Origin of the sequence: Myroides odoratus (genome assembly GCF_965118575.1) — a bacterium.
In the GTDB taxonomy this organism is placed as follows: Bacteria; Bacteroidota; Bacteroidia; order Flavobacteriales; family Flavobacteriaceae; genus Flavobacterium; species Flavobacterium odoratum_B.
In genome coordinates this window covers 63,724-88,604 of the sequence record NZ_CBCPHW010000015.1, presented here as the reverse complement: position 1 = coordinate 88,604, position 24,881 = coordinate 63,724, and the positions used below count along the sequence as shown (strand labels likewise).

Sequence of the window (24,881 nt, the reverse complement as noted above, 5' to 3'; positions counted from 1 at the left end):
TTCGCTTGTGAATACTCAATCTAATTTTTTACATTTGGATATATTTTTAACATATGAAAAAGCTGTGTTTTTATTTTCTTCTATCTTTTAGTTTTACCTCTGTTTTTGCACAAGAAGTAGGATTAAAACCTGTACCTGATATTGTACCTACAATTGAAATAGAAGATGATACTTTAAAATATAGTATTCCTGAAATTTATATTGGTAATAATGCCAAAGAAGAGCAGTACCGCCAAGATATGAATATCATGCGCAATCGCATTCGCAGGGTATATCCCTATGCACGTGCAACCGCGGAAAATTTAATTACTTTAAATGAGAATTTAGAAAAGTTAGAAACGAATAAACAAAAAAGACAATACATTAAGCGTTCACAAAAATATTTGGAAAGTCAATTTAAAGAAAAGTTGAAAAAATTATCTCGTAAAGATGGGAAAATACTATTAAAACTTATTCATAGAGAGACTGGAGAAACTACGTTTACTTTAATTAAAGAGTTTAGAAGTGGATGGACTGCTTTTTGGTCTAATACAACGGCTAAAACCTTTAGTTTAGATTTGAAATCTGAATATCATCCTGATAGTGATTTACAAGATTTTTATATCGAAACCCAGTTGCAATTTTTATTTTATACCTATCAATTGGAACGAAGTGAAGGGTATAACAAAAATAACTTCAATGCATTGAGAAAAATGTGGAAACTAAAAATTGCAGAAGATGAGTTTTTTCCACTTGAATTGAGGGAATAATTTTGGCTTTCTAAAAATTAAGCTACCTTTGCATTAACAGTGATTTTATGGAACAATTTATCGTATCAGCAAGAAAATATAGACCGCAAACTTTTCAAGAGGTTGTCGGACAACAAGCTATTACTAACACTTTAATAAACGCTATAGAGAGTAATCATTTAGCGCAAGCCTTGTTGTTTACAGGTCCTAGAGGAGTTGGAAAAACCACTTGTGCGCGTATTTTGGCTCGTAAAATCAATCAAGTGGGGTATGATGATCCTACCGAAGACTTTACTTTTAATGTTTTTGAATTAGATGCAGCATCGAATAATTCCGTGGATGATATTCGAAATTTAATCGATCAAGTGCGTATACCCCCACAAACAGGGAAGTATAAAGTTTATATTATAGACGAGGTTCACATGTTGTCAACAGCTGCATTTAATGCGTTTTTGAAAACACTAGAAGAACCGCCTCGTCATGCTATCTTTATTTTGGCAACTACCGAAAAGCACAAGATCATTCCAACGATTTTATCTCGTTGTCAGATATTTGATTTTAAAAGAATTACAATCGCTGATGCCGCTGAGCATTTAGCCTTAGTAGCAAATAACCAAGGTATAAGCTATGAAAGTGATGCTTTGCGTATTATTGCGCAAAAAGCAGATGGTGCAATGCGAGATGCCTTATCCATCTTTGATCGTGTCGTTTCTTATTGTGGGAGAAACTTAACAAGACAAGCGGTAGCAGAAAACTTAAATGTACTTGATTTTGAGTACTATATTCGAGTTACAGACCTTATCTTATCTACTAATATTCCCGCACTTCTAACTTCTTTTGATACTATTTTAGCCAAAGGTTTTGATGCGCAACATTTTATTGCTGGTTTAGCCTCCCATTTTAGAAATTTGATGGTCTGCAAAACACCAGAAACGGCTTCACTTTTAGAAGTAGGCGAACATGGAAGACAATTGTTTGAAGAGCAAGCTCAAAAAGCAAGTGTTGCTCTATTGTTAGAAGCTATTGATTTAGCTAATGAAACTGATTTAAAATATAAAACAAGCCAGAACCAACGATTGCTGGTTGAATTGTGCTTAATGAAATTGGCGTCTTTATCTTATGAAGGCGAAAAAAAAAAGATAAATCTTTCATAATTCCATCAAGTGTATTAGCAATTGTTGCTAAAATGCCTGCTATAGAAATGCAATCGGCTCCTAGTCAATCTCCTATTTTTACGGAAATTGTGCAAGAATCCGTTGAGCTCATTCAGGAACAACCAACGGAAATAGTACAGCTCATTGAGGTAACTGAAATAGCCCCCGATTTAGTTGAAGAGATCGAGATGACCTATCTAACGCATGAATCGGAGGGTAGCATATCGTTTGTTTCAGACCCTATTTCAATTGAAGAGAAAGTAGAATCTATTGAAACACCCCCTATAGAACAAGTAGCACCTCAGGTAGAAAAAAAGGCATCTGCTCTTTCTCTGTCTAGTATTAGAACACGTAGAGAAATGGAGTCCTCTTTGGAAAAGAAAGTGGTTAATCCAGATGACTTGCCTAAAGAGCCTTTTACGTATGAACAATTAAGTGAAGAGTGGCATAAATATGCAGAGAAATTAGCGCGCTCTGGCTTTATGTTGATGTCTTCGTTAATGGGAATGGTACCTCCAATAGTTAAAGGAACAACGGTCTCTTTAGAAATGCCAAATGAAGGATCTAAATTAAGTTTTGATGAGAATAAGTTTGACTTAGTTAATTATCTGCGTAAGAAACTGAGTAACTATGATTTAGAAATTGAGATTATAGTAAATGAAGAAATAAAAATAAAAAAGAAAGTACTAGATAAAGAAGATAAATTAGTTCGCTTTATTGAACTAAATCCTGCGATGCAGTATATGAAAGAAATCTTTGATCTAGAATTTAAACAGTAGTAAAATCTAATCGTTATGATTAAAATTGGAAGTGATAATACGTTAAAAGTAGCTAGAAAGACAAGCATCGGTTTATATTTGACAGATGGAGAAACAGATATTCTGCTACCTAATAAATATGTGCCCAAAAACATTGAAGTAGAAGATGAAATTGTGGTTTTTGTATATCTTGATCAAGAAGAGAGACCCGTTGCAACTACGTTAGAACCGTTTATCTATATTAATGAATTTGCCTTGCTAAAGGTGAGTTTTATTAATGAATTTGGTGCATTCTTAGATATGGGCTTAGAAAAAGATTTATTCGTTCCTTTTGCTGAACAAGCTCGCCCAATGAAAGAGGGTAATTATTATTTGGTTTACATGCAGTTAGATGAAAAATCAAATCGTTTAGTGGGGTCAAGTCGATTGAATCAATTTTTAAATAACGATATAATTGACCTGAGTATTGGTGAAGAAGTAGAGTTGGTTGTTTCTCATATTACCGATTTAGGGATCAATGTAATCATTAAGGAAAAATACAAAGGTTTAATGTACAAAAATGAAGTTTTTGAAGATTTGCGTACAGGAGATCGTATTGTAGGGTTTATTAAGAATATTCGCCCTGATGGAAAAATTGATGTATCTAGAAGCCGTGTAGGTGTTGAAGCAATTACAGGTGGTGCGGAGTTGATTTTAGAAGCCTTGGTGGAAAATAATGGATTCTTAGGGCTGTCAGATAATAGTCACCCTGAAGACATTAAAACTGTACTCAACATGAGTAAAAAAGTATTCAAAAAAGCCATCGGAACTTTGTATAAAGAAAAGAAAATTACAATTACAGATAAAGGAATTCAACTCGTAAAGTAAAAAAAATACGAAAGTAATTTAAAAAAAAGCACCTGATTTTCAGGTGCTTTTTTTGTTTGTGTTAAAGGAATACTTTAAGTATTTGTAAGAAATAAAAAAGGGGCTTTGACTAAAAAAATAGAAAAGACCTTGCTATTAAGAGCTAAACGCAAATGGAGAATAAATTAACATTTCAGTTTTTTTTTATTAGGTATAATGAAATAAAAATCAGTATATTGAATTCGGATTAATAGAAACTAGAAGATGTTTTTTTTTCTTTTAGAATTCTAGCGATTAGCAAGATATTTTCTTCTTTGCCCGGATGTATTTTGATTTCAAAAAATCCTCCTTTTACCTTGTATAGGGGAGTGAATAATATTTTTTTTTATTTGGAATCAGCAATTTTAGTCCTTATAAAATATCATTTCTTGTTAATAAGGGGTTAATTTATATCCTATTTTATCTAATTGATAGGATTTAACTTTTCTTTGGCTGGTTATATTTTATGGAATTTTGGTTATAAAAATATTTTCAATAAAAATATTCATATATTTATCAAATATAAATAGTTTCTATTTGTTGGATCGAGTAGAGTTGAAGTCACTCTATTACTAGGATAAGAAAAGAGCCCTCTTAGAAATATTTCTTGTTGAAGCGAGAAAAGAACTAAAAAAAAAAGAGCCGTGAAATAGTGAAATTTCACCTCATTTTCTCCCATGATTTCAATACAGATTTATTTTTAATACGCATGGCAATGAAGTAGATAGAGATAAATTCTATGTATTTGATTTGACGTAAAATGAATGTAGATTATTAACAACCATAAGAATGAACAAAACAAACAATTTCAATTCTCCTGGAATGCGTTTCAGGGAGGCAATGCAAAAAGAAAGTCCCCTTCAAATTGTTGGTGCTATTAATGCAAATCATGCTTTATTAGCTAAACAAGCTGGATTTAATGCTATTTATTTATCAGGTGGTGGAGTTGCTGCAGGATCATTGGGAGTACCAGATTTGGGTATTACTACACTAGAAGATGTTTTAATCGATGTACAACGCATTACAAATATATGTGATTTGCCTTTGATGGTAGATGTAGATACAGGTTTTGGACCTTCTGCCTTCAATGTAGCAAGAACAGTAAAATCGCTTATCAAAGCGGGTGCAGCTGCGCTACATATTGAAGATCAAGTTGGTGCTAAGCGATGTGGGCATCGCCCTGGAAAAGAAGTAGTTACGATGCAAGAAATGGTAGATCGTATTAAATCTGCTGTAGATGCACGTACAGACGAAAATTTTGTTATTGGAGCACGTACAGATGCTTTTGCTAATGAAGGATTAGAGAAAACATTAGAAAGAGCAATCGCTTATAAAGAAGCTGGGGCGGATTTTATCTTCGCTGAAGCTGTGCCTGATTTAAGTTTTTACCAAAAATTTGTTGATGCAACAGGAATTCCCGTATTAGCTAATATTACGGAATTCGGGATGATTAAAATGTATACGGTTGAAGAATTAAAAGCAGCTGGAGTAGGCTTAGTACTCTATCCTTTATCTGCTTTCCGCGCAGCAAACAAAGCGGCTTTAAATGTTTACAATCACATTCGCCAAGACGGTACTCAAGCCAATGTCGTGGATACCATGCAAACTCGTGAGGAATTATACAGCAGTATAAACTACCACGATTACGAACAAAAACTCAATAACCTATTTAAAAAACAATAAGCATGTCAAATAATGAAACAAGCTTCAAACCGAAGAAAAGCGTAGCACTTTCTGGAGTTGCAGCTGGAAATACAGCTTTATGTAGTGTTGGTAAAAGCGGTAATGATTTATACTATAGAGGATATAATATATTAGATTTAGCAGAAAATACAGAATTTGAAGAGGTAGCCTATCTTTTGATTTATGGGCATTTGCCAAATGAAGCGCAATTGAGAAATTACAAAACGAAATTGAAGTCTTTACGCGGCTTACCTAAATCAGTTCGCACTATTTTAAAAAATATTCCTGCAGCAGCTCATCCTATGGATGTTATGCGTTCAATGGTTTCTGCAATCGGAACAATTCAGCCAGAAAAAGACGATCACAATATGGCAGGAGCAAGAGATATCGCTGATAAACTATTGGCGTCTTTTAGTTCGGGCTTATTGTATTGGTACCATTATACGCATAATGGAAAAGAAATTGAAGTAGAAACAGATGATGATACAATCGGTGGACACTTTTTGCACCTTTTACACGGCAAAAAACCATCCGAATCTTGGGTTAAAGCGATGCAAGTATCTTTGATCTTATATGCGGAACATGAATTTAATGCTTCAACGTTTACTAGTCGTGTAATTGCTGGAACAAACTCAGATTTCTATTCTTGTGTAACTGGCGCTATAGGTGCTTTACGAGGACCAAAACACGGAGGTGCAAATGAAGTTGCCTTCGAAATTCAAAGCCGTTATACGTCACCAGATGAAGCAGAGACAGATATCAGAAAACGCGTAGAGAACAAAGAAGTAATTATTGGTTTTGGTCACCCTGTTTATACCATTTCTGACCCTCGAAATATCGTTATTAAAAAAGTAGCTGAGCAATTGTCTAAAGAAGCAGGGGATATGCTTTTATATGATATTGCAGAACGCCTAGAAAGCGTGATGTGGGAAGAGAAAAAAATGTTTCCAAATTTAGATTGGTTCTCTGCGGTGTCTTACCACCAAATGGGAGTTCCTACTTTAATGTTTACTCCACTTTTTGTTATTTCGCGTATTACAGGATGGAGCGCTCATATTATTGAGCAACGCCAGGATGGAAAAATTATCCGTCCTAGTGCTAACTATGTAGGGCCAGAAAACCGATCATTTGTATCGATTAACAATAGAAAATAATTTAATAACTAATAAAATAAGATTTCAAATGTCATTACACATTTCAAACGAACGACCACAACCAGATCAAGTATTAGTGGACATTGCTGATTACGTATTAAACTATCAAATTAAAAATGAATTAGCTTGGAAAACGGCACACTATTGTCTTTTGGATACTATAGGATGTGGGTTAGAAGCTTTAACATACCCTGCATGTACTAAATTATTAGGGCCTGTAGTAAAAGGAACTATTGTTCCAAATGGAGCAAAAGTACCAGGAACTCAATTTCAATTAGATCCAATTCAAGCCGCTTTCAACATTGGAACCATTGTGCGTTGGTTGGATTTTAACGATACTTGGTTAGCAGCAGAATGGGGTCACCCATCGGATAACTTAGGTGGAATTTTAGCAACTGCAGATTGGTTGTCAAGAACTAATATCGCAGAAGGAAAAGAACCCTTGAAAATGAAACAAGTTTTGGAAGCAATGATCATGGCACACGAAATACAAGGTGTAATGGCTTTAGAAAACTCGTTTAACCGCGTAGGATTAGATCACGTATTATTAGTAAAATTAGCTTCTACAGCAGTTGTAGGTAAGTTAATTGGCTTAACACGTGAGGAATTAATCAATGCTATTTCACTTGCTTTTGTAGATGGACAAGCTTTGAGAACGTATCGTCATGCACCAAATACAGGAAGCCGTAAATCATGGGCTGCTGGTGATGCAACCTCTCGTGCGGTGCGTTTAGCTTTAATGGCTAAAACGGGCGAAATGGGATATCCATCTGTATTAACAGCTAAAACATGGGGATTCTATGACGTTTCTTTCAAAGGAAATGCATTTAAATTCCAAAGAGATTATTCTTCGTATGTAATGGAGAATGTATTATTCAAAATTTCTTTCCCAGCTGAATTCCACTCGCAAACAGCAGTTGAAGCAGCGATGACTTTACACGGGAAATTGAAAGAATTAGGAAAATCTACTGAAGACATTAAAAAGATTACAATCCGCACACATGAAGCGGCTATTCGCATTATCGATAAAAAAGGACCGCTAGACAATCCAGCTGACCGTGACCACTGTATTCAATACATGATTGCTGTTCCATTAATCCACGGAAGATTAACCGCTTCGGATTATGAAAACAATATCGCTTCGGATGCAAGAATCGATGTGTTACGCGATAAAATGGAGTGTGTTGAAGACGTTCAGTTTACCAAAGATTACCACGATCCAGAAAAACGTTCGATTGCGAATGCCTTAACGGTTACCTTCAATGATGAAAGCACGATTGACGAAATTGTAGTAGAATACCCAATCGGTCATAAACGCAGAAGAGAAGAAGGAATTCCTGAATTAATCAAAAAATACAAAATTAATTTAGCCCGTGTTTATCCAGAAAAACAACAACGCGTTGTAATGGAAAACTCTTTAGATTATAATACTTTGATTAATCTAAATGTAAATGAGTTTGTTGATTTACTAGTTATCTAAGCTTATATAAAAAAACAAGAGTTGATTGCAAAATCAACTCTTGTTCCTTACAAGCTATTACCAATCCTATAAATTATGAAAATTATGTCACAAAAAATAAAACTATATATAAACGGAGCTTTTACAGAAAGTACCACTACAGAATATTTACCTCTTGAAAATCCAGCAAATCAAGAAATTATTGCTGAAGTTCCTTTGACGAAAATAGCAGAAATTGACCAAGCTATTGCCCTGGCAAGTGAAGCATTTAAAACTTGGAAAGAAGTTGCTACACCAGAGCGTGCAAGATTATTTTTTAAATACCAACATTTATTAAAAGAGAATCAAAAAGAAATCGCAGAAATTTTAGCTACTGAAAACGGTAAGACGTTTGCAGATGCAATGGGCGATGTATGGAGAGGTATTGAAGTAGTTGAACACGCTTGTACGATTCCTACTTTAATGATGGGAGAAACCGTAGAAAACGTAGCTCGTGCAGTAGATACCTATAGTTATATTCAACCACTAGGGGTATGTGCAGGTATTACACCTTTTAATTTCCCAGCCATGATTCCGTTGTGGATGTTCCCAATGGCTATTGCCTGTGGAAATACTTTTATTTTAAAACCTTCTGAGCAAGCACCAATGACTGCGATGAAATTAGCAGAATTATTCCATCAAGCGGGGTTTCCTAAAGGTGTTTTAAATGTTATTCACGGATCTAAAGATCAAGTGAATCATATTTTAAACCACGAAGATATACGTGCTATTTCATTTGTGGGATCTGTACCTGTGGCGGAACATGTGTATCGCACAGGAACGCATAATTTAAAACGCGTGCAAGCTTTTGGTGGTGCAAAAAACCATATGGTTGTTATGCCAGATGCCAATAAACAACAAGTTATCAATAATTTAGTTGGTGCTTCATGTGGTGCTGCAGGTCAACGTTGTATGGCTATTAGTGTTGCTGTATTAGTTGGAGAAGCTCAAAATTGGGTTGGAGAAATTAAAGCGGCTTTAAGTACAATCAAACCAGGTGTTTGGTCAGATGACTCAGCAGCTTATGGACCATTAATCAATAAACAGGCGAAAGAAAAGGTATTGCGCTTAATTAAGAGTGGCTATGACCAAGGAGCTGAAGTATTGTTAGACGGAAGTGATTGCGTAGTTCCAGGGTATGAAAATGGGTATTTCGTAGGACCAACCTTATTCAATAAAGTAACAACGGATATGGATATTTACAAAGAAGAAATATTTGGACCTGCTTTATTATTAATAACGGCTGATAGTTTAGATGAGGCTATTCAAATTATCAATAACAATCCGTACGGAAATGGTACGTCAATTTTTACTAACTCAGGTGCGGCTGCGCGTAAATTCCAACATGAAATTCAAGTAGGCCAAATTGGAGTTAACCTTCCAATTCCAGTGCCATTGCCTTTCTTCTCTTTTACAGGATGGCGTAAGTCCTTTTTCGGAGACTTACATTCATATGGAAAACAAGGGGTTCGCTTCTATACAGAGACGAAAACAGTTACCGCTCGTTGGTTTGAAGAAGATGTGCCTGCAGGAGGAAAATTGAATATGACTATTAATCTAAAATAAGGAGGAGTTCATACTATGCAATTTAATTTAGATGAAAATCAATTAGCCTTTCAAGATGCGGCAAGGAGTTTTGCAGAAAAAGAATTAGCACCTTATGCTTCAGATTGGGATGCTAATAAAATATTTCCACGCGAAGCGATCCAAAAAGCCGGAGAACAAGGTTTTTGTGGTATTTATACACGTGAAGAGGTCGGAGGATTAGGATTCTCAAGATTGAATGCTGCTATTATTTTTGAAGAGTTAGCAGCAGCATGTCCTTCTACCACGGCTTATATTACGATTCATAACATGGTGACATGGATGATAGATACATTTGCAAGCGAAACCGTTCGCGAATCTATTTGTCCAGCTATGGCTTCAGGAATGAAACTAGGATCGTATTGCTTAACAGAGCCTGATTCGGGTTCTGATGCAGCAAGTTTAAAAACAACAGCAGTAAAACAAGGAGATAAATATATCTTGAATGGTACCAAAGCGTTTATTTCTGGTGCAGGAGAGAGTGATTTTTTAGTTGTTATGGCTCGTACAGGAGAAGCTGGTCCCAAGGGAATCAGTGCTTTTGTAGTACCTGCTAGTGCAACAGGGATAAGCTATGGAGAAAAAGAAAAGAAACTCGGATGGAATACACAACCTACGCGTTTTATCTTTTTAGATCAAGTTGAAATTCCTGCTGAAAACCTCCTAGGAAAAGAAGGGGATGGTTTTAAAATTGCTTTAAAAGGTTTAGATGGTGGGCGTATCAATGTAGGTATCTGTTCGGTTGGAGCCGCGCAAGGAGCACTTAACTTGGCTCAACGCTACATGCATGAACGCATACAATTTGGCAAATCATTGGCGCAATTTCAAGCTTTACAGTTTAAAATAGCGGATATGGTAACCGAATTAGTTGCTGCTCGTCAAATGGTATATTTAGCTGCTTTTAAACTAGATTCAAAAGATGTAAATGCTACAACGTATTGTGCGATGGCTAAGCGATTAGCAACAGACAATAGTTTTACCGTTTGTAATGATGCTTTACAAATTCTTGGTGGATACGGCTGTACGCAAGATTTCCCTGTAGAAAGATTGATGCGCGATGCACGTGTACACCAAATTGTTGAAGGAACTAATGAAATTATGAAGTTAGTTATATCAAGAAGAATATTAGAAGAAGGAGCAACTGCAGAAATACGTTAATTGAGGAGGAAATGAGTTTAATACAAACAGAAATTAAGAATAAAGTTGGTTTTATCACCTTAAATTCAGAGCAAACACTTAATTCACTGAACTTAGAAATGATAGAAGGGCTAACCGCAGCTGTCGAATCATGGAAAGAATCAGAGGATGTCGCTTGTATTTTTATTCAAGGGGCAGGTGAAAAAGCGCTTTGTGCAGGTGGAGATGTGCGAAAACTCTATGATGCGATTATCATTCAACGCACCGAAGACAATACGCAAGTACCCCAAGAATGTTTTGATTTTTTTGCAAAAGAATATGCCTTAAATTACACCATTCATACCTATCCTAAACCTATTATTGTTTGGGGACATGGGATTGTAATGGGGGGAGGTATTGGTGTTATGGTTGGCGCTTCTCACCGTATTGTCACGGAAAGAAGTAAATTGGCCATGCCTGAAATTACCATTGGTTTATTTCCAGATGTTGGTGCAACTTGGTTTTTGAATAAGATGCCTTCTGCTTATGGTCTATATTTAGGTTTAACGGGAGCTCGTTTAGATGCCGCAGATTGTCGATTCTTAGGTTTGGCGGATTACTATATGGAATCCATAGCAAAACAAGAAGTCTTAGATGCTTTAGCACAAGCAACTTGGACAGGTGTTATTGCAGATCAAGTTTCAGCAATCTTAGCTACTATCGCAGAGAAATATACCGTAGGTTCTTCACAAACAGCAGCTCATCAGTCGTTTATTAAACAATTTGAAAAAGTGAATACACTCGAAGAGTTTCACGCCATTTTGTTAAATAACACTGAAAAAGATAGTTGGATTGAAGCGGGTATAGAAAGCTTTGAAAAAGGATCACCAAGTTCAGCACATCTTATATTTAGACAGCTCAAAGAGGGAAAAGATTATACCTTAGAACAGGTATTTCAAACTGAATTAAACTTGGCATGCCAGTGTTGTATTCATCCTGATTTTGCAGAAGGTGTACGTGCTTTGTTAGTGGATAAGGATCAATCTCCTAAATGGCAACCCGCTACTTTAGAGGAGGTTACGAACGAATGGGTGGATGGTTATTTCAAACCCCTTTGGACGAAGGAGAATGACGTTTTAAAGAATTTAGGTAAAAACTAAAAGAATATGGCAAAAATAGCTTTTATAGGCTTGGGAAATATGGGTGGTCCAATGGCTGCCAACCTAATTAAAAAAGGACACCAGGTAACTGGTTTTGATGTAAGTGAAGCAGCTTTAAATCAATTAGTAGCTCAAGGTGGGCAAGTAGCGCATTCTGCGTTAGAAGTAGCTCAGGGAGCAGAGGTAGTGGTGTCAATGTTGCCTTCTGGTAAACACGTAGCCGATTTATATACCACAGAGTTTTTGTCTAAGTTGCAACCGAATGCCATTTTAATTGACAGTAGTACAATTGATGCAGTAACGGCTCGTGTTGTAGCAACTTTAGCTGTGGCTCAAGGACATTCGATGATTGATGCCCCTGTTTCGGGAGGAACAGCAGGTGCACAAGCTGGAACTTTGACTTTTATTGTAGGTGGAGCTGCTACTGATTTCGATAGAGCAAAACCAATTTTGGAGGCTATGGGACAAAATATATTTTATGCAGGAGAATCAGGCGCTGGACAAGTAGCTAAGATTTGCAATAATATGTTATTGGCGATTCACATGATTGGTACTTCGGAAGCTATTAATTTAGGTGTACGCCACGGTCTTGATCCAAAAGTTTTAAGTGAAATTATGCAGAAAAGCTCAGGCAGAAACTGGTCTTTAGAAGTATATAACCCTTATCCAGGTGTGGCAGAAAATACACCTGCTTCAAGAGAGTATGCGGGTGGTTTTGCAGTAGATTTAATGACTAAAGATTTGGGATTAGCTGCAGAAGCGAGCTTGGAAACTAAAAGCTCAACTCCTCTAGGAAGCACAGCACTTAATCTGTATCGAATGTGGAGCGAAGCAGGAAATGGTAAAATCGATTTTTCGAGTATTATTAAATTTTTAAATCAGCAATAGGTATGAATTTTGAAACTTTAATCTACCAACAAGAAGGTTTTGTTGGCACGTTGACTATCAATCGTCCTGAGGCGTTAAATGCCTTAAATAAAACGGTATTAGCAGAGTTAAAATCATTCACTGAACAGATTAAAAACAAAGGTGATATTCGCGTATTGGTACTAACGGGTTCGGGAGAGAAAGCTTTTGTTGCTGGGGCAGACATTAAAGCCATGCAGAGTATGACTCCTCAAGAGGCGACGGACTTTTCTAATGCGGCACAAATAGCCTTTAATGCAATCGAGGCCTTGCCTTTCGCTGTAATTGCTGCTGTGAATGGATTTGCTTTAGGTGGTGGATGCGAATTAGCTTTATCTTGTGATATCATTTTAGCAAGTGAAAAAGCAAAATTTGGTCTTCCTGAATCTACCTTAGGGTTGTTGCCTTGTTTTGGAGGAACGCAGCGTTTACCGCGTGCGATTGGACTTTACAAAGCTAAAGAAATGATATTTACAGGCGATTTTTATTCGGCTGCTGCTTGTGAGGCAATGGGATTTGTTAATCGTGTTTATGCTCCAGAAGATTTGTTAAATCAAGCGCAAGCGATGGCTAAAACAATTGCTTCAAGAGGACCGATTGCAGTAGCCAAAGCCAAAGATTCAATGCACACTGGTTTTGATTTGACTTTAGAAGAAGGATTAAAACAAGAAGCCGTTTTATTTGGTGAGCTTTTTACTACAGCGGATCAAAAAGAAGGAATCGGTGCATTTATTGAAAAAAGAGTACCAGATTTTAAAGGGAATTAGTTCAGTAATTTTTTATTTTTATAAGCAAGGGCGTATTGCATAGCAGTACGCCCTTGTTGTTTTATTTTTAATATAACAAGATCTTATTGAATCAGGTGCAAAAATAGCAGACTAAACAAAGCGTTTGCTTAAGCTGTATAGAGCCGTATGCTCTATTGCTTATAACCTCTATTCACCAGAGGATGTGGCGGATAAATAACATAGAATAGGAGCTAAAATAAATTTAATTTTCAAAGTTACTTTTTATTTAGGTGTAGAAAATATAATAATCAAATATAAATACAAAAATACATATGTTTGTGTTTATATTTTTGTTAAATATTAAGTTTAATAGGTGTATGTTGTATATTTGATGTTTAAAATTTAAAACATTTAAATATGAGAATAATTAAACTAGTTATTTTGTTAACTTTTATTTCTTGTTATAGTGCCTTTTCTCAGGTGAAAAATATTGATTTCACAACAGAAGAGTACCTCCAGGATTACGATTTTATAGTTGAATTAATTAAAAATCAACACCCTAATCCTTTTCGATTTATTTCGGAAGAACAATTTGAGAAAGAAGCACATGTTTTACGCGAGGGACTTAAAAAAGAACCTACTTTGGCTAATTTTTTATTGTCAAATCCTTTGACTTTAATTCGTGATACCCATTCTGATTTAAATGTAGATGATTTGGTTTTTGATGCATTTGTGAAAGAAATTAATTTTTTTCCACTAGAAACGATTGTATATGACCAGCGAGTTTTTGTCAATCAATTTGCCAGTGATATTCCTTTAGGTGCTGAGATCATTACCGTGAATACTAAAAAAGTAACGGATATGCTAGCAAAAATACCTGCTAAAGTTGATGGAGATATACAAGGTAGTACACAAAAGAAATTTAGCCTTTATGCTTCTTTGTTGTTTCCTAAGGCAGAGGTGTTTACTATTCAATATAAAGAAAGTGTAAAAGGGAGTTTGAAAAGCGTTCAATTAAAAGCTGTAAATTATACCAAATATGATTATAACAGTAATAAAACGATTCTACCTTTTGACCTTCTATCTTATCGTTTAGGTATTTCGGGTTATTTAGTAAATAAAGATACCTACCTCATTAGTATCCGATCCTTTGATTTATCGGAAGCCTATGCCTATTCGATTTTAAATAATCTATTCACATCAATTAAAGATCAAAAAGTAAAGCATATCATAGTAGATATTCGAGATAACCAAGGCGGATCCTTGTCAAATATCCCTTTATTTTACTCCTTTATCAGTACAGAAAAAAGTTTCAGTAATATTTACAAATACGCAACCAAGGTTCCTAAAATAAATGTCAAAGCAAACTTACTAGATGAGAATGGAAAATTGGCGAATGCAAATGATATCCTAAGTCAAGATAACTTTATGCAGCAACGATTTGATAAGAATGAAGAAGATGGGTTTTATTATGGGAATAATCGCTTGGACGAATACTATGTAGAAAACTACCCCCAAGACAAAAATGCCTTTACAGGTGATGTTGCGCTTTTAATTAATAATAATACTGTGTCTGCCGCAAGTTATTTTGCTTCTTTATTTCAATTGAATGCGAGAGGTGCTCTTGTTGGACAGGAAACGAGAAGTTGTAGTGGTTTCACTACCGCTGCTTGGTTTGTAAATTACAAACTGCCTTATACAGAATCAATTGTCTCTTTGCCAAGGAGTGAGATTTTTTTTAATATCGCAGCCAATAAAGATAAAAATTGTCGTGGCGTACTACCGCAATATACAGTAACCGCGGATGAATTTCAAAAAGGCTTGCAAAAGGTACAAGATGCTGAAATGGATTTGGCCTTGCGTTTACTTAAAAAATAACGGGATCCTTGTCTATAGTTTAAGGATTAAGGTGTGAATTTGTATTCTTTTAATGAGAATTTTTGAAAATTGTAAAAAACGTTTGTACCTTTATATCCTATGATATGCTTTAGCTGTCATATCGTTAAAAAGTATTCATACCTAAAATTGTTTGATGTCCGTATTATAGCCTATTTTCGAGTAAAAGTCATTCTTTAATGCTAGCTTATACTAAAATCTAAAGTAGATTTTAGTACTTTAATATTGCGCTCCTTGCTTGTTTAGCAGAAACTAAACGCAGTAGTGTATGTATATTGTATAAGTTTCGAAAATATTGAGTCTTAATTATAATATGTCATTCTCTAGAGAATAGACCTTAATATGGTATGGAATCGATATGATATTCCCGAATAATTACGAAGAAAAATGCGGTTTTTTAACAATCCGCGAAATGCTTATAGCTACTTGTTTGAGCCCTTTTGGTATTGAAAAAGTAAATCAGTTACGTTTTCAAACAGATTTTCCAACACTTGTGCATCAATTGGAACAAGTGGAAGAGTTTGTTGGTTTACTAACCAATGAAAGAAATTTCCCTCTTGAACACTACAGTGATACTCGTTCTATCCTGCAACAAATAGGAGAGAATCCCACTAGTTGGTGCACCGTAGAAGAAGTATTGGCTCTTTTGCAAACCCTTGTCAATGGTGAAAAGTGGTATAACCTCATTACACAACAAAAGGATAATCACTATAGTTACCCAAGGCTTGCTTTATTGGCGCATGCTTATGAACCCTTTGATGAAGTGATAAATTTCATCCATCAGCTTTTAGATAAAAATGGACAAGTACGCGATAATGCTTCGCGAGAATTAGCTAGTATTCGCAAAGAAAAGATACAAGTAGCACAAACCATTCAGAAAAAATTTGATACCCTATGGCGAAAAGCACAGGCTTCGGGTTTAATTGATTCTGAAACACCCGCAAGTGTTCGGGACGGACGCATGGTAATTCCCATAACCGCTTCTTTTAAACGCCGCTTCAAAGGGGTGATTCACGATGAGTCTCGCTCTGGAAAAACCGTTTTTATAGAACCCGAAGAACTCGTAAGAGAAAATACGAGATTCTTTGTTTTAGAACAAGAGGAGCGAAAAGAAATTGTGCGACTTCTAGTAAATGTTACCCATCTCCTAAGAAAGAAAAAAACGAGTTTGGATACGTTGTATGAATTGATTGGTTCTATGGATTTTATTCGATCCAAAGCACTTTTAGCTCAAAAAATAGGTGGAATTAAACCGATTGTCGAAGATAAACAGCAATTCAATTGGTCACAAGCGTATCATCCTATTTTAGCCATGGCCTTAAAAAAGCAAGGGCAAGAACTTCGTTCTTTAGACCTTGTTCTAGAAGGTGATAATCGCATACTTGTTGTTTCAGGCGCTAATTCTGGGGGTAAATCAGTTGCATTAAAAACGGTAGCCTTGCTTCAGTATATGTTGCAATGTGGTTTACTTATTCCAATAGATGAAAAAACAAAAATGGGGGTATTTGAAAATCTTTTTATGGATATTGGGGACGGACAAAGTATAGAAAATAATTTAAGTACCTATACAGCTCATTTAACCACAATGAACTTGTTTTTAACACATACAAATAGTAAAACCTTACTCTTAATTGATGAATTTGGAGGGGGAACAGAACCCGAACTTGGAGGAGCTCTTGCAGAAAGTATTTTAGAACAATTAAATCAACAAGAATGCTTCGGGATTATCACCACCCATTTTTACAATTTGAAAGGGTTCGCGCAGCGTACCAAAGGGTTACAAAATGGAGCGATGCTCTATGATTTTAAAGCGATGAAACCGCTCTATCAATTATCACAGGGACATCCTGGTAGTTCGTATGCTTTAGATGTAGCTAGGAGAATAGGTTTGCCTGAAGCAATAGTAGTGAATGCCTCTCAGAAGATTGATGCGAATTATCTACTTATCGAACGAGAACTTCAAGACTTAGTAGCAGCTAAAGTAGCAGAACTTCATCAAATGGAAGAAGATAAAATGCAGAATAGAGTTGAAGTAGAGACAGAAGAACCAATACACGTACCTCAACCCGTTTGTATTGTTGAGGAAAAAAAAAAAGAATTAAAAGTAGGGGATAGGGTAAAACGAGCGGGTAGAGGTAAATCGGGTACGCTCTTAGAAATTCGTGGAAAAAAAGCTACAGTGTTGATAGAGAGTATGAAATTTACCATCGCTTTAGAAGAATTAGTGCTTATAGAAGGATAAGGTTAAACTTAAACTATAGAGCCTATCTGTTGGATTGGATGCGAAACCTAGAAACCAATAAATAAAACTTTATTTAGATTTTAAATTAAAGCAAGTGAAAGAGGATGGACCCAAGGCCATCCTCTTTTTTTATCTTGTTGAGGCTATAAGAAACAATTCTTGGCTAATTCGATTTATTACATAGAACTTCCTATTTTTACCTTATATAGAAAAAAATATGTTGCTAGAAAAACTATTGCAGGAGTTTGACGTTTCTTTGGATGCTTTTACTGCGCAAGAATTGGCTCTATTTGATACTTTTTTTGAAAAAGTAAAAATCAAAAAGAATGCCTTTTTGATCCAGGAGGGCGAAGTAGAAACACATAGTTATTTTATTGATTCCGGGATCATGCGTTGCTGGGTTTTAGATCAAAAAGGACAAGAACAAACATTTTGGTTTTGCCAATCAGGAACCTTTTCCATGTCTAATATCTCTTTTACCCTACATCAAAAAGCAACCTTCAACGTACAGGCAGTGGTTGCCTGTGACGTTTATCGCATTAATAGAGAACAAGCTGAAGAACTGTATCTAGCTATTCCTGCTTTAAAACGTGTTTTTGATCATTTAACCGCGCTTTTACTCAATCGATTGTTGGAGCGTCAGGTAGCGATGATTAAGTATTCACCTGAACAGTATTACCTTCGTTTAGTAGAGAAACAGAAGAGTAGAATGAACCTTATACCTTTAAAAGATATTGCTTCTTATTTGGGAATTACGCCTCAAGCCTTAAGCAGAATACGCAAGCGAATTTTTTAACTTGGGTTCAGTATTTACTCGTTTAAATGGTAGAGTTTTGCTCCAATAAAAATACATGATTATGATACGAACAATTAATACCTCTGATTATCCGTGCTTGGTAGAAATTTGGGAAAGCGCAGTTTTGGCTACCCATGATTTTTTAAAACCAGAAGATTTTAGCTATTATAAAGAGCATTTACCGACCTATTTTACTTTTGTAACGTTATGGGGATTTGAACATGAGGGTGTTTTAGTTGGCTTTATGGGAATAGCAGAAAATAGCCTGGAAATGTTATTTATTGATGAATCTATGCGAGGAAAGGGAGTCGGTAAAAAGCTTATTCAATACGGAATAGAACAACAAGGGGTAACCAAAGTAGAGGTGAATGAACAAAATGAGCAGGGGGTTGGCTTTTATAAACATCTCGGCTTTAAAGTTATACATCGATCTGAATTAGATGGGCAAGGCAAAGCATATCCCATTTTGCAGATGGAATTATAGTTAACGGTTTACAGTTTACAGTTTACAGTGAGCTTAAAGCCATCCACCGTAAACTGTTCACTGTCCACCGTAAACTAAATATTAATTGCGGGCTGTCCATAGGCAATCATATACGCTTCTTTGAGTACCTCAGCAAAAGTTGGATGCGCATAGGACATGGTAAACATATCTTTGGCCGTTACTTCATATTCAAGAGCAACTACGGCTTGTGCTATTAAATCCGCAGCACGTGCACCGATAAGGTGAACGCCTAATACCTCTCCATATTTAGGATCAATTAGAACTTTAGCAAATCCATCGGTATCCATAGAAGCTCGCGCACGCGCACTGGCAGCAAAAGGAAATTTACCAACTTTGTACGGGGTATTTGTTTGAATTAATTCCTGTTCTGTTGCTCCTACAGAAGCTACTTCTGGCCAAGTGTAGACAACGCTGGGCATGTGATTATACTGAATGTGTGGTTTTTGTCCATTTATCGTTTCTACCACAAAAACAGCTTCTTCTTCTGCTTTATGTGCTAACATAGCGCCACCAATAACATCGCCAATTGCATAAATTGTTTCGGCTTGTGTTTGAAGCTTCGCATTGGTTTCAATAAAACCTTTGTTATTTACGGTTACCGATGTGTTTTCGAGACCCAATCCATCTGTAAAGGGGCGTCTTCCAACCGCCATTAACACATAATCTGCCTGTAATTCTTGTTCTAGGCCTTGTTTATCTCTAAATTTTACACGAGCTTGTTCTCCCAAGTTATCCACTTGATAAACGGTTTGTTCAAGTCGAATATCAATCGCTTCTTTTTTCAATACTTTATGTAAGGTCTTGCCGAGTTCTGTATCCATTGTTGTTAGTAGATTAGTAGCATATTCTAAAATTGTTACTTGCGTACCCATGCGACTAAAAATAGATGCCATTTCTACACCAATAACTCCTCCACCTACGATGATTATGCTTTTTGGTTGCTCTTTCAAGGTTAAAGCTTCAGTAGATGTAATGATTCGTTTTTTATCTATTTTAATACCGGGAATAGTAGCTGGTTTAGATCCCGTTGCAATAATAAATCGATCGGCTTTAATTGACGCTATATCTCCTTTACTGAAAGTTACTGTAAGAGAGATATTAGTTGTAAAACTAGCTGTACCCTGTATATGCGTGATATTATTTTTGCGCATTAAAAAATCTAATCCTTGCGTATTTTTTTGAATCACCTCGTTTTTTCGATGATACATCTGTTCAAAATTTAAATGAATACTTTGAATTTCAATACCATGTGTTTTGAACTTGGATAAAGCATCCGCATAATGATGGGTACTATCTAAAAGAGCTTTTGTAGGTATACAACCTACGTTGGTACAGGTACCTCCGAGGGTATCATACTTTTCTATAATTGCTGTTTTATATCCCAATTGAGAGGCTCTGATGGCTGCAACATAACCACCAGGTCCTGAACCAATTACTACTAAGTCAAACTTTTCCATATTGTGTGTATTTAATTTATACTTTTTCAATGACTAGGGCTGTTGCGCCACCACCACCGTTGCAAATTGCTGCGAGTCCATATTTTTTATTTTCTTGGTGTAGGGCATGTGTTAACGTTACCAAAATACGCGCACCAGATGCGCCAATTGGATGTCCTAGTGCGACTGCACCTCCATAAATATTCATACGATCCTCAGGAATGCCTAATAGATTACGCATAGAAAGGGGAACAGAGGCATACGCTTCGTTGATTTCAAATAAATCGATAGCATCTAAAGTAAGATTGGCACGTTCTAATGCTTTGGGAATCGCTAGGGCAGGCGCAGTTGTGAACCACAAAGGATCTTGGGCTGCATCTGCATAGGCAATAATCTTAGCCAAAGGTTTTAGCTTGTGCGTTTCAACGGCTTGAGCTGAGGCAAGTAAGAGAATAGCAGCGCCATCATTTAAATTACTTGAATTTGCCGCTGTTAAAAGACCTTCTTCTTCAAAAATAGGACGTAGATGAGGCATTTTTTCAGGTATGATTTTATAGATATCTTCATCCGTTTCTATTGCATTGGGTTTTGATTTATCGCGGGAGGCGATAGCCACAATTTCTGCTTTGAATTTGCCTGCTTCGGTTGCTGTTTGCGCTTTTTTGTACGATGCTAATGCATAGTGATCTAATTGTTCTCGAGTAAACCCAAAATGGCGAATCCCAATTTCTGCAGCATTTCCCATGTGACAATGTGCATACGCATCCGTTAAACCATCCTTTAAAAGACCATCTAGACTTTCTACCGTTCCCAATTTATGCGTTTTGCGATACGAAGAGTAAAAAGGAACATTACTCATACTTTCAATACCACCCGTTACAATAAGATTCTCTTGACCTAATTGAATTTGTTGGGCAGCTAAGGATACTGCTTTTAATCCCGAAGAACATACCTTGTTGATGGTTGTGGCATCTGTAGCATTTGATAAACCTGCAAAAATACCTACCTGTCGGGCTGGAGATTGTCCCAATCCTGCACTTAAACCATTGCCTATATATAGGCTATCAACTGCATCAATAGGGAGATTGAGGTTTTTTAAGAGATCTTGGGTTACTAAACTGCCTAATTCGGTTGCTGTATAAGCTTGTAAGCGACCCAAAAATCCTCCAATGGGTGTGCGTTTCGCTGCGATAATAAATACATCTTTCATTGTTTCCTTTTTATATTTTAATAAAATACCAATCGGTATATTTTTGTGTTTAAAAAAATCATTCGATGAGTTATCCAATGATTAGTTGCGCTTAAGAAGCTATTTCGGTGTGAATTATATGGTCAATTTGATTAAGTGCTATATCTAAATGTTTCTTGTTTCCCATAGAGCGTGAGAGTAGAATACCACCTTCTATAAGCATTATAAATAAAGATGCAATTTCTTCTGACTCCGTATTTGATTTAAAATAGCCTTGTTCTTTTCCTTGTTCAATAACACCCGTAAGGCGATGAATCCAAAGTTTAAAATTATGTTGAACACTTTCTTTAAGAAAAAGGAGATGATCATCAGCTTCGGTTGCTGCATTCAGCAGGGCACAACCACCAGATGTAACTAGTGTTTCCCAATACATTCGATAAAATTCAACAAAATTCAACAAAGATTCTTTGGGATTTGCTCCTCGATTGAGTGCGGCGTGAATTTCGCGTTTTATAAGAGATACATTATAGAGAAAGGCTTCAATCACAACTTCATCTTTATTGCTGAAATTGCCATAGATACTCCCTTTTGTTAATCCTGTAATAGTTGTGATGTCTGATAGGGAAGTAGCAGCGTATCCTTTGGTATTAAACAAGGGGGCTGTTTTTTCAATAATAAACTGCTTTGTTTGAGCTGCTTTACTCATAGTTTAGTAACTTAAATCTGCACAAATATAAAATAAAAATACCAATCAGTATATTTTTAAAGTTAAAATTTAGTATCACTCAATAGTTATAATTATATCACTGATTGGATTTATGCCTTGTGCTTGTTATGAATAGCTCAAATAAGAATAAGTATAGAAAAAGGCATTTAAGTGAATTTTTTACTAGCAGCTACACAGAGCACAACACCTAAAGTTACGCCTACCATTCCGATAGAGATAAATTCTTGTAAGAAAAAGGCTGCAAGAGCTAAACCAAAGAAAGGTTGTAAGAGTTGCAATTGTCCAACAGAAGCGATACCCCCTTGTGCTAATCCTTTATACCAAAAGATAAAACCAGTAAACATACTCATGGTTCCTAGATAGAGTAAGCTAAGCCAAGTATTCATTTGGATCGTCTGTAGGGAAGAAGGAATAACAAAGAAAAAGGTTGGTACTAATACAGGTAGAGCAAAAATAATGGCCCAAGAAATTACTTGACTTCCACCTCTTGTTTTGGTCAAAACAGCTCCTTCTGCATAGGCTAATCCACATAAAATAATAGCTGCTAGCATTAATAAGTCGCCCGTAAGTGAACTCGTCGTCTGTTGTGCAAAAGCAAAGCCAACAACTAACGCACTACCTAAGAGAGCAAAAAGCCAAAATAACGGTTTGGGTTTTTCCTTGCCACGCACTACGGCAAAAATAGCGGTACTCAAGGGTAAAGTTCCAACAAAAACGAGTGATCGTGCCGCTGTCATATGCTGTAAAGCCAAAGACGATAATAAGGGAAATCCAATAACAGCACCTGCTGAAACAAGTAAAATAGAGTGTGATTCTTGTTTAGTCGGCCAAGTGGCTTTGGTGTACAATAAGAAAAAGGCAGCAAGTAGGGCAGCAATTAAAGCGCGAACAAGTGTTACAAAAATGGGATCTAAACTCAATACAGCAACTTTTGTTGCAGGCATGGATCCACTAAATAAAAGTACACCAATCAATCCGTTCATCCATCCATTGGATGTATTGGTTACTACTGTTGTTTTCATTTCTTTATTTTTTTCAAAAGTACAGGGGTTTTATGAACAAATACAGTCTCAGTTTTGTATATTTGAATGGATACAGTTAAAAAAAATGAACGATAAATACATTTATTTAGGTTTAGCAGAAAAGCTAGCCAATCAAATTCGAAATGGGATACTCAAAAAAGGAGATCGTATGCCTTCCCTACGTGTATTGTGTAAAACACATAGCATCAGTATGAATACGGCAAAGCGCGTCTATTTAGAATTGGAATCGGAGTCTCTGATTTTGGCTGTTCCTCAATCGGGTTATTTCGTAAGTCATATCAATTATGCTAATTTTCCTTTACCTAAAGCTTCTAATCCAACACCCTTAGCGAATAGCGATCTCCCTAAGGATATTATTAATAAAGTGTATGCTAGTATTGGAAAGGAAGAGTTGACTTTGTTTTCTTTCAATTCGCTCTATGGGGAATTTTTACCTGTGGCTCAGATGAAAAAGGAAATTATTCAGGCGGCTAAACAAATGAAGTACGGGGGGGGTGATTACGAAGCTGTTCAAGGAAATATTCAGCTAAGGCGGATGATTGCGGCACATTCATTGACTTGGGGAGGTTCGATTACAGAAGATGATATTGTAACAACGAATGGAAGTATTCACGCTATTTCCTTGTGTTTATTGGCTTTGGGAAAAGCTGGAGATACCGTTGCGATAGAAAGTCCTTGTTATCCGGGGATTTTTCAATTGGCTCTTGATTTGGGATTTAAAGTTTTAGAGCTTCCAACCGATCCTGTAACAGGTGTTAAGTTGGATGCCTTGGAGCGCGTGTGTCCTACGATTGATATTTGCCTTTTAATTTCGAACTACAATACCCCATTAGGCAGCTGTATGCCTGTAGAAAATAAAAAGAAAGTAGTTGAATTATTAACTTCTTATAATATTCCCTTGATAGAAGATGATGTATATGGTGACTTGAATTTTAGTGGAAAACGCCCCCTTTGTTGCAAGGCATTTGATACCACAGGAAATGTATTGTGGTGTAGCGCCATATCTAAGACCTTAGCCCCAGGTTATCGTGTAGGATGGGTGAGTGCAGGTAAATACCAAGATAAAGTGATCGAACAAAAATTAATCCATTCCATCTCTTCCCCTGCGATTGTACAAGAGGCAGTAGCCAATTTTATGAAATCAGGCAAATATGAAAAACACTTGCGTAAATTGAGGCAAAGTCTCTTTGTTAATTATCAGAAAATGTTAGCCGTTATTCTCGAAGATTTTCCTCCAGGCACTAAAGTTACGCGTCCCGAAGGAGGCTTGTCGTTGTGGATTGAATTTGATGAACGAGTAAATACGCTCAAACTATATGATTTGTGTATGAAAGAAGGAATTAGCATAGCACCCGGACGAATGTTTACGGTGCAACGTCAATTTCTAAATTGTATTCGCATTAGTATAGGATTACCTTGGTGTGAGGAAATACAACAAAAACTGAGACGTGTAGGGGTGTTAAGTTTGCAGAGTCGATGAGCAGATGGGGGAAGAATGAAGTATTCCTGTCAAACAAGGGCAAAGGAAATTTTTTTGTATCAAAAAAAAATGTCAACTTTGCCCTTGAAAGGGGTGCTACACGGTGGTGTGGCTGAGATGATACCCTGGAACTCGTTTCCACACCTGATCTAGATAATGCTAGCGTAGGGATCAACCATTTATCATCTCATCATTTACTTTAGTTAAGTTAAT

General features: G+C 36.3%; 21 protein-coding genes and 1 riboswitch. Of the genes, 17 read left to right on the top strand and 4 right to left on the bottom strand.

The features are described from left to right. The first annotated feature begins 53 nt into the window (after nucleotides 1-53). From ACMHJ2_RS13145 to ACMHJ2_RS13070, 16 genes are all read left to right on the top strand, one after another. The gene (locus tag ACMHJ2_RS13145; protein ID WP_413513317.1) at nucleotides 54-749 is read left to right on the top strand and encodes a DUF4294 domain-containing protein; all 696 of its coding nucleotides are present in this window, start codon (nucleotides 54-56) and stop codon (nucleotides 747-749) included. A 47-nt stretch (nucleotides 750-796) separates the two neighbouring features. Continuing rightward, entirely contained in the window at nucleotides 797-1,882 is a 1,086-nt protein-coding gene (dnaX, locus tag ACMHJ2_RS13140) for a DNA polymerase III subunit gamma/tau (protein WP_413513316.1), read from the top strand. A 32-nt stretch (nucleotides 1,883-1,914) separates the two neighbouring features. Then, nucleotides 1,915-2,661 carry a hypothetical protein gene (locus tag ACMHJ2_RS13135; RefSeq protein WP_413513315.1) on the top strand — a complete coding sequence of 249 codons (747 nt, stop codon included), beginning with the start codon at nucleotides 1,915-1,917 and terminating at the stop codon, nucleotides 2,659-2,661. A gap of 15 nt (nucleotides 2,662-2,676) precedes the next feature. Then, nucleotides 2,677-3,507: a S1 RNA-binding domain-containing protein gene (locus tag ACMHJ2_RS13130; protein ID WP_413513314.1), complete on the top strand. Its 831-nt coding sequence runs from the start codon at nucleotides 2,677-2,679 to the stop codon at nucleotides 3,505-3,507. A gap of 807 nt (nucleotides 3,508-4,314) precedes the next feature. Continuing rightward, complete coding sequence (gene prpB / locus ACMHJ2_RS13125) at nucleotides 4,315-5,208, top strand: methylisocitrate lyase (RefSeq protein ID WP_413513313.1); 894 nt, start codon at nucleotides 4,315-4,317, stop codon at nucleotides 5,206-5,208. Between the two features lie 2 nt (nucleotides 5,209-5,210). Next, the gene (prpC, locus tag ACMHJ2_RS13120; protein ID WP_413513312.1) at nucleotides 5,211-6,362 is read left to right on the top strand and encodes a 2-methylcitrate synthase; all 1,152 of its coding nucleotides are present in this window, start codon (nucleotides 5,211-5,213) and stop codon (nucleotides 6,360-6,362) included. A 28-nt stretch (nucleotides 6,363-6,390) separates the two neighbouring features. Further along, nucleotides 6,391-7,842 (top strand): bifunctional 2-methylcitrate dehydratase/aconitate hydratase, encoded by a 1,452-nt coding sequence (locus ACMHJ2_RS13115; protein WP_413513311.1) that lies wholly within the window; start codon nucleotides 6,391-6,393, stop codon nucleotides 7,840-7,842. A gap of 84 nt (nucleotides 7,843-7,926) precedes the next feature. Beyond that, nucleotides 7,927-9,426 (top strand): CoA-acylating methylmalonate-semialdehyde dehydrogenase, encoded by a 1,500-nt coding sequence (locus ACMHJ2_RS13110; RefSeq protein WP_413513310.1) that lies wholly within the window; start codon nucleotides 7,927-7,929, stop codon nucleotides 9,424-9,426. 15 nt (nucleotides 9,427-9,441) lie between these two features. Further along, nucleotides 9,442-10,602, top strand: coding sequence for an acyl-CoA dehydrogenase family protein (locus tag ACMHJ2_RS13105; protein WP_413513309.1), 1,161 nt, complete (start codon nucleotides 9,442-9,444; stop codon nucleotides 10,600-10,602). 11 nt (nucleotides 10,603-10,613) lie between these two features. After that, entirely contained in the window at nucleotides 10,614-11,720 is a 1,107-nt protein-coding gene (locus ACMHJ2_RS13100) for an enoyl-CoA hydratase/isomerase family protein (protein WP_413513308.1), read from the top strand. 6 nt (nucleotides 11,721-11,726) lie between these two features. After that, nucleotides 11,727-12,608 (top strand): 3-hydroxyisobutyrate dehydrogenase, encoded by an 882-nt coding sequence (gene mmsB, locus ACMHJ2_RS13095; RefSeq protein WP_413513307.1) that lies wholly within the window; start codon nucleotides 11,727-11,729, stop codon nucleotides 12,606-12,608. A 2-nt stretch (nucleotides 12,609-12,610) separates the two neighbouring features. Next, on the top strand, nucleotides 12,611-13,393 hold the full coding sequence (locus tag ACMHJ2_RS13090) for an enoyl-CoA hydratase/isomerase family protein (RefSeq protein WP_413513306.1): 783 nt from the start codon (nucleotides 12,611-12,613) through the stop codon (nucleotides 13,391-13,393). A gap of 384 nt (nucleotides 13,394-13,777) precedes the next feature. Further along, nucleotides 13,778-15,232: a S41 family peptidase gene (locus tag ACMHJ2_RS13085; protein ID WP_413513340.1), complete on the top strand. Its 1,455-nt coding sequence runs from the start codon at nucleotides 13,778-13,780 to the stop codon at nucleotides 15,230-15,232. Between the two features lie 376 nt (nucleotides 15,233-15,608). Then, entirely contained in the window at nucleotides 15,609-17,492 is a 1,884-nt protein-coding gene (locus ACMHJ2_RS13080; RefSeq protein ID WP_413513305.1) for an endonuclease MutS2, read from the top strand. A 217-nt stretch (nucleotides 17,493-17,709) separates the two neighbouring features. Then, nucleotides 17,710-18,288, top strand: a complete 579-nt coding sequence (locus ACMHJ2_RS13075) for a Crp/Fnr family transcriptional regulator (protein WP_413513304.1) — start codon at nucleotides 17,710-17,712, stop codon at nucleotides 18,286-18,288. A 61-nt stretch (nucleotides 18,289-18,349) separates the two neighbouring features. Further along, nucleotides 18,350-18,772 carry a GNAT family N-acetyltransferase gene (locus tag ACMHJ2_RS13070; RefSeq protein WP_413513303.1) on the top strand — a complete coding sequence of 141 codons (423 nt, stop codon included), beginning with the start codon at nucleotides 18,350-18,352 and terminating at the stop codon, nucleotides 18,770-18,772. 74 nt (nucleotides 18,773-18,846) lie between these two features. Here ACMHJ2_RS13070 and lpdA read toward each other — a convergent pair whose 3' ends face one another. The 4 genes from lpdA to ACMHJ2_RS13050 form a co-directional block, all read right to left on the bottom strand. Beyond that, nucleotides 18,847-20,250 (bottom strand): dihydrolipoyl dehydrogenase, encoded by a 1,404-nt coding sequence (gene lpdA / locus ACMHJ2_RS13065; protein ID WP_413513302.1) that lies wholly within the window; start codon nucleotides 20,248-20,250, stop codon nucleotides 18,847-18,849. 16 nt (nucleotides 20,251-20,266) lie between these two features. Continuing rightward, nucleotides 20,267-21,439: a thiolase family protein gene (locus ACMHJ2_RS13060; protein WP_413513301.1), complete on the bottom strand. Its 1,173-nt coding sequence runs from the start codon at nucleotides 21,437-21,439 to the stop codon at nucleotides 20,267-20,269. A gap of 91 nt (nucleotides 21,440-21,530) precedes the next feature. Further along, nucleotides 21,531-22,124: a TetR/AcrR family transcriptional regulator gene (locus ACMHJ2_RS13055; RefSeq protein ID WP_413513300.1), complete on the bottom strand. Its 594-nt coding sequence runs from the start codon at nucleotides 22,122-22,124 to the stop codon at nucleotides 21,531-21,533. Nucleotides 22,125-22,291: 167 nt separating this feature from the next. Continuing rightward, complete coding sequence (locus ACMHJ2_RS13050) at nucleotides 22,292-23,167, bottom strand: DMT family transporter (protein ID WP_413513299.1); 876 nt, start codon at nucleotides 23,165-23,167, stop codon at nucleotides 22,292-22,294. Between the two features lie 85 nt (nucleotides 23,168-23,252). Here ACMHJ2_RS13050 and ACMHJ2_RS13045 point away from each other — a divergent pair, with 85 nt between their 5' ends. Continuing rightward, a complete protein-coding gene (locus tag ACMHJ2_RS13045; RefSeq protein ID WP_413513298.1) occupies nucleotides 23,253-24,668 on the top strand; it encodes a PLP-dependent aminotransferase family protein in 1,416 nt (471 codons plus the stop codon). A 78-nt stretch (nucleotides 24,669-24,746) separates the two neighbouring features. Beyond that, a riboswitch (TPP riboswitch) is annotated at nucleotides 24,747-24,856 on the top strand. The last annotated feature ends 25 nt before the right edge of the window (nucleotides 24,857-24,881 follow it).

Coding starts and splice junctions, on each gene's coding strand:
- ACMHJ2_RS13075 (WP_413513304.1), top strand. CDS start 17,710: ATGTTGCTAGAAAAACTATTGCAGGAGTTTGACGTTTCTTTGGATGCT.
- ACMHJ2_RS13135 (WP_413513315.1), top strand. CDS start 1,915: ATGCCTGCTATAGAAATGCAATCGGCTCCTAGTCAATCTCCTATTTTT.
- ACMHJ2_RS13130 (WP_413513314.1), top strand. CDS start 2,677: ATGATTAAAATTGGAAGTGATAATACGTTAAAAGTAGCTAGAAAGACA.
- ACMHJ2_RS13090 (WP_413513306.1), top strand. CDS start 12,611: ATGAATTTTGAAACTTTAATCTACCAACAAGAAGGTTTTGTTGGCACG.
- ACMHJ2_RS13070 (WP_413513303.1), top strand. CDS start 18,350: ATGATACGAACAATTAATACCTCTGATTATCCGTGCTTGGTAGAAATT.
- ACMHJ2_RS13045 (WP_413513298.1), top strand. CDS start 23,253: ATGAACGATAAATACATTTATTTAGGTTTAGCAGAAAAGCTAGCCAAT.
- ACMHJ2_RS13100 (WP_413513308.1), top strand. CDS start 10,614: ATGAGTTTAATACAAACAGAAATTAAGAATAAAGTTGGTTTTATCACC.
- prpC (WP_413513312.1), top strand. CDS start 5,211: ATGTCAAATAATGAAACAAGCTTCAAACCGAAGAAAAGCGTAGCACTT.
- ACMHJ2_RS13080 (WP_413513305.1), top strand. CDS start 15,609: ATGATATTCCCGAATAATTACGAAGAAAAATGCGGTTTTTTAACAATC.
- ACMHJ2_RS13055 (WP_413513300.1), bottom strand. CDS start 22,124: ATGAGTAAAGCAGCTCAAACAAAGCAGTTTATTATTGAAAAAACAGCC.
- prpB (WP_413513313.1), top strand. CDS start 4,315: ATGAACAAAACAAACAATTTCAATTCTCCTGGAATGCGTTTCAGGGAG.
- ACMHJ2_RS13060 (WP_413513301.1), bottom strand. CDS start 21,439: ATGAAAGATGTATTTATTATCGCAGCGAAACGCACACCCATTGGAGGA.
- dnaX (WP_413513316.1), top strand. CDS start 797: ATGGAACAATTTATCGTATCAGCAAGAAAATATAGACCGCAAACTTTT.
- mmsB (WP_413513307.1), top strand. CDS start 11,727: ATGGCAAAAATAGCTTTTATAGGCTTGGGAAATATGGGTGGTCCAATG.
- ACMHJ2_RS13110 (WP_413513310.1), top strand. CDS start 7,927: ATGTCACAAAAAATAAAACTATATATAAACGGAGCTTTTACAGAAAGT.
- ACMHJ2_RS13050 (WP_413513299.1), bottom strand. CDS start 23,167: ATGAAAACAACAGTAGTAACCAATACATCCAATGGATGGATGAACGGA.
- ACMHJ2_RS13115 (WP_413513311.1), top strand. CDS start 6,391: ATGTCATTACACATTTCAAACGAACGACCACAACCAGATCAAGTATTA.
- ACMHJ2_RS13145 (WP_413513317.1), top strand. CDS start 54: ATGAAAAAGCTGTGTTTTTATTTTCTTCTATCTTTTAGTTTTACCTCT.
- lpdA (WP_413513302.1), bottom strand. CDS start 20,250: ATGGAAAAGTTTGACTTAGTAGTAATTGGTTCAGGACCTGGTGGTTAT.
- ACMHJ2_RS13105 (WP_413513309.1), top strand. CDS start 9,442: ATGCAATTTAATTTAGATGAAAATCAATTAGCCTTTCAAGATGCGGCA.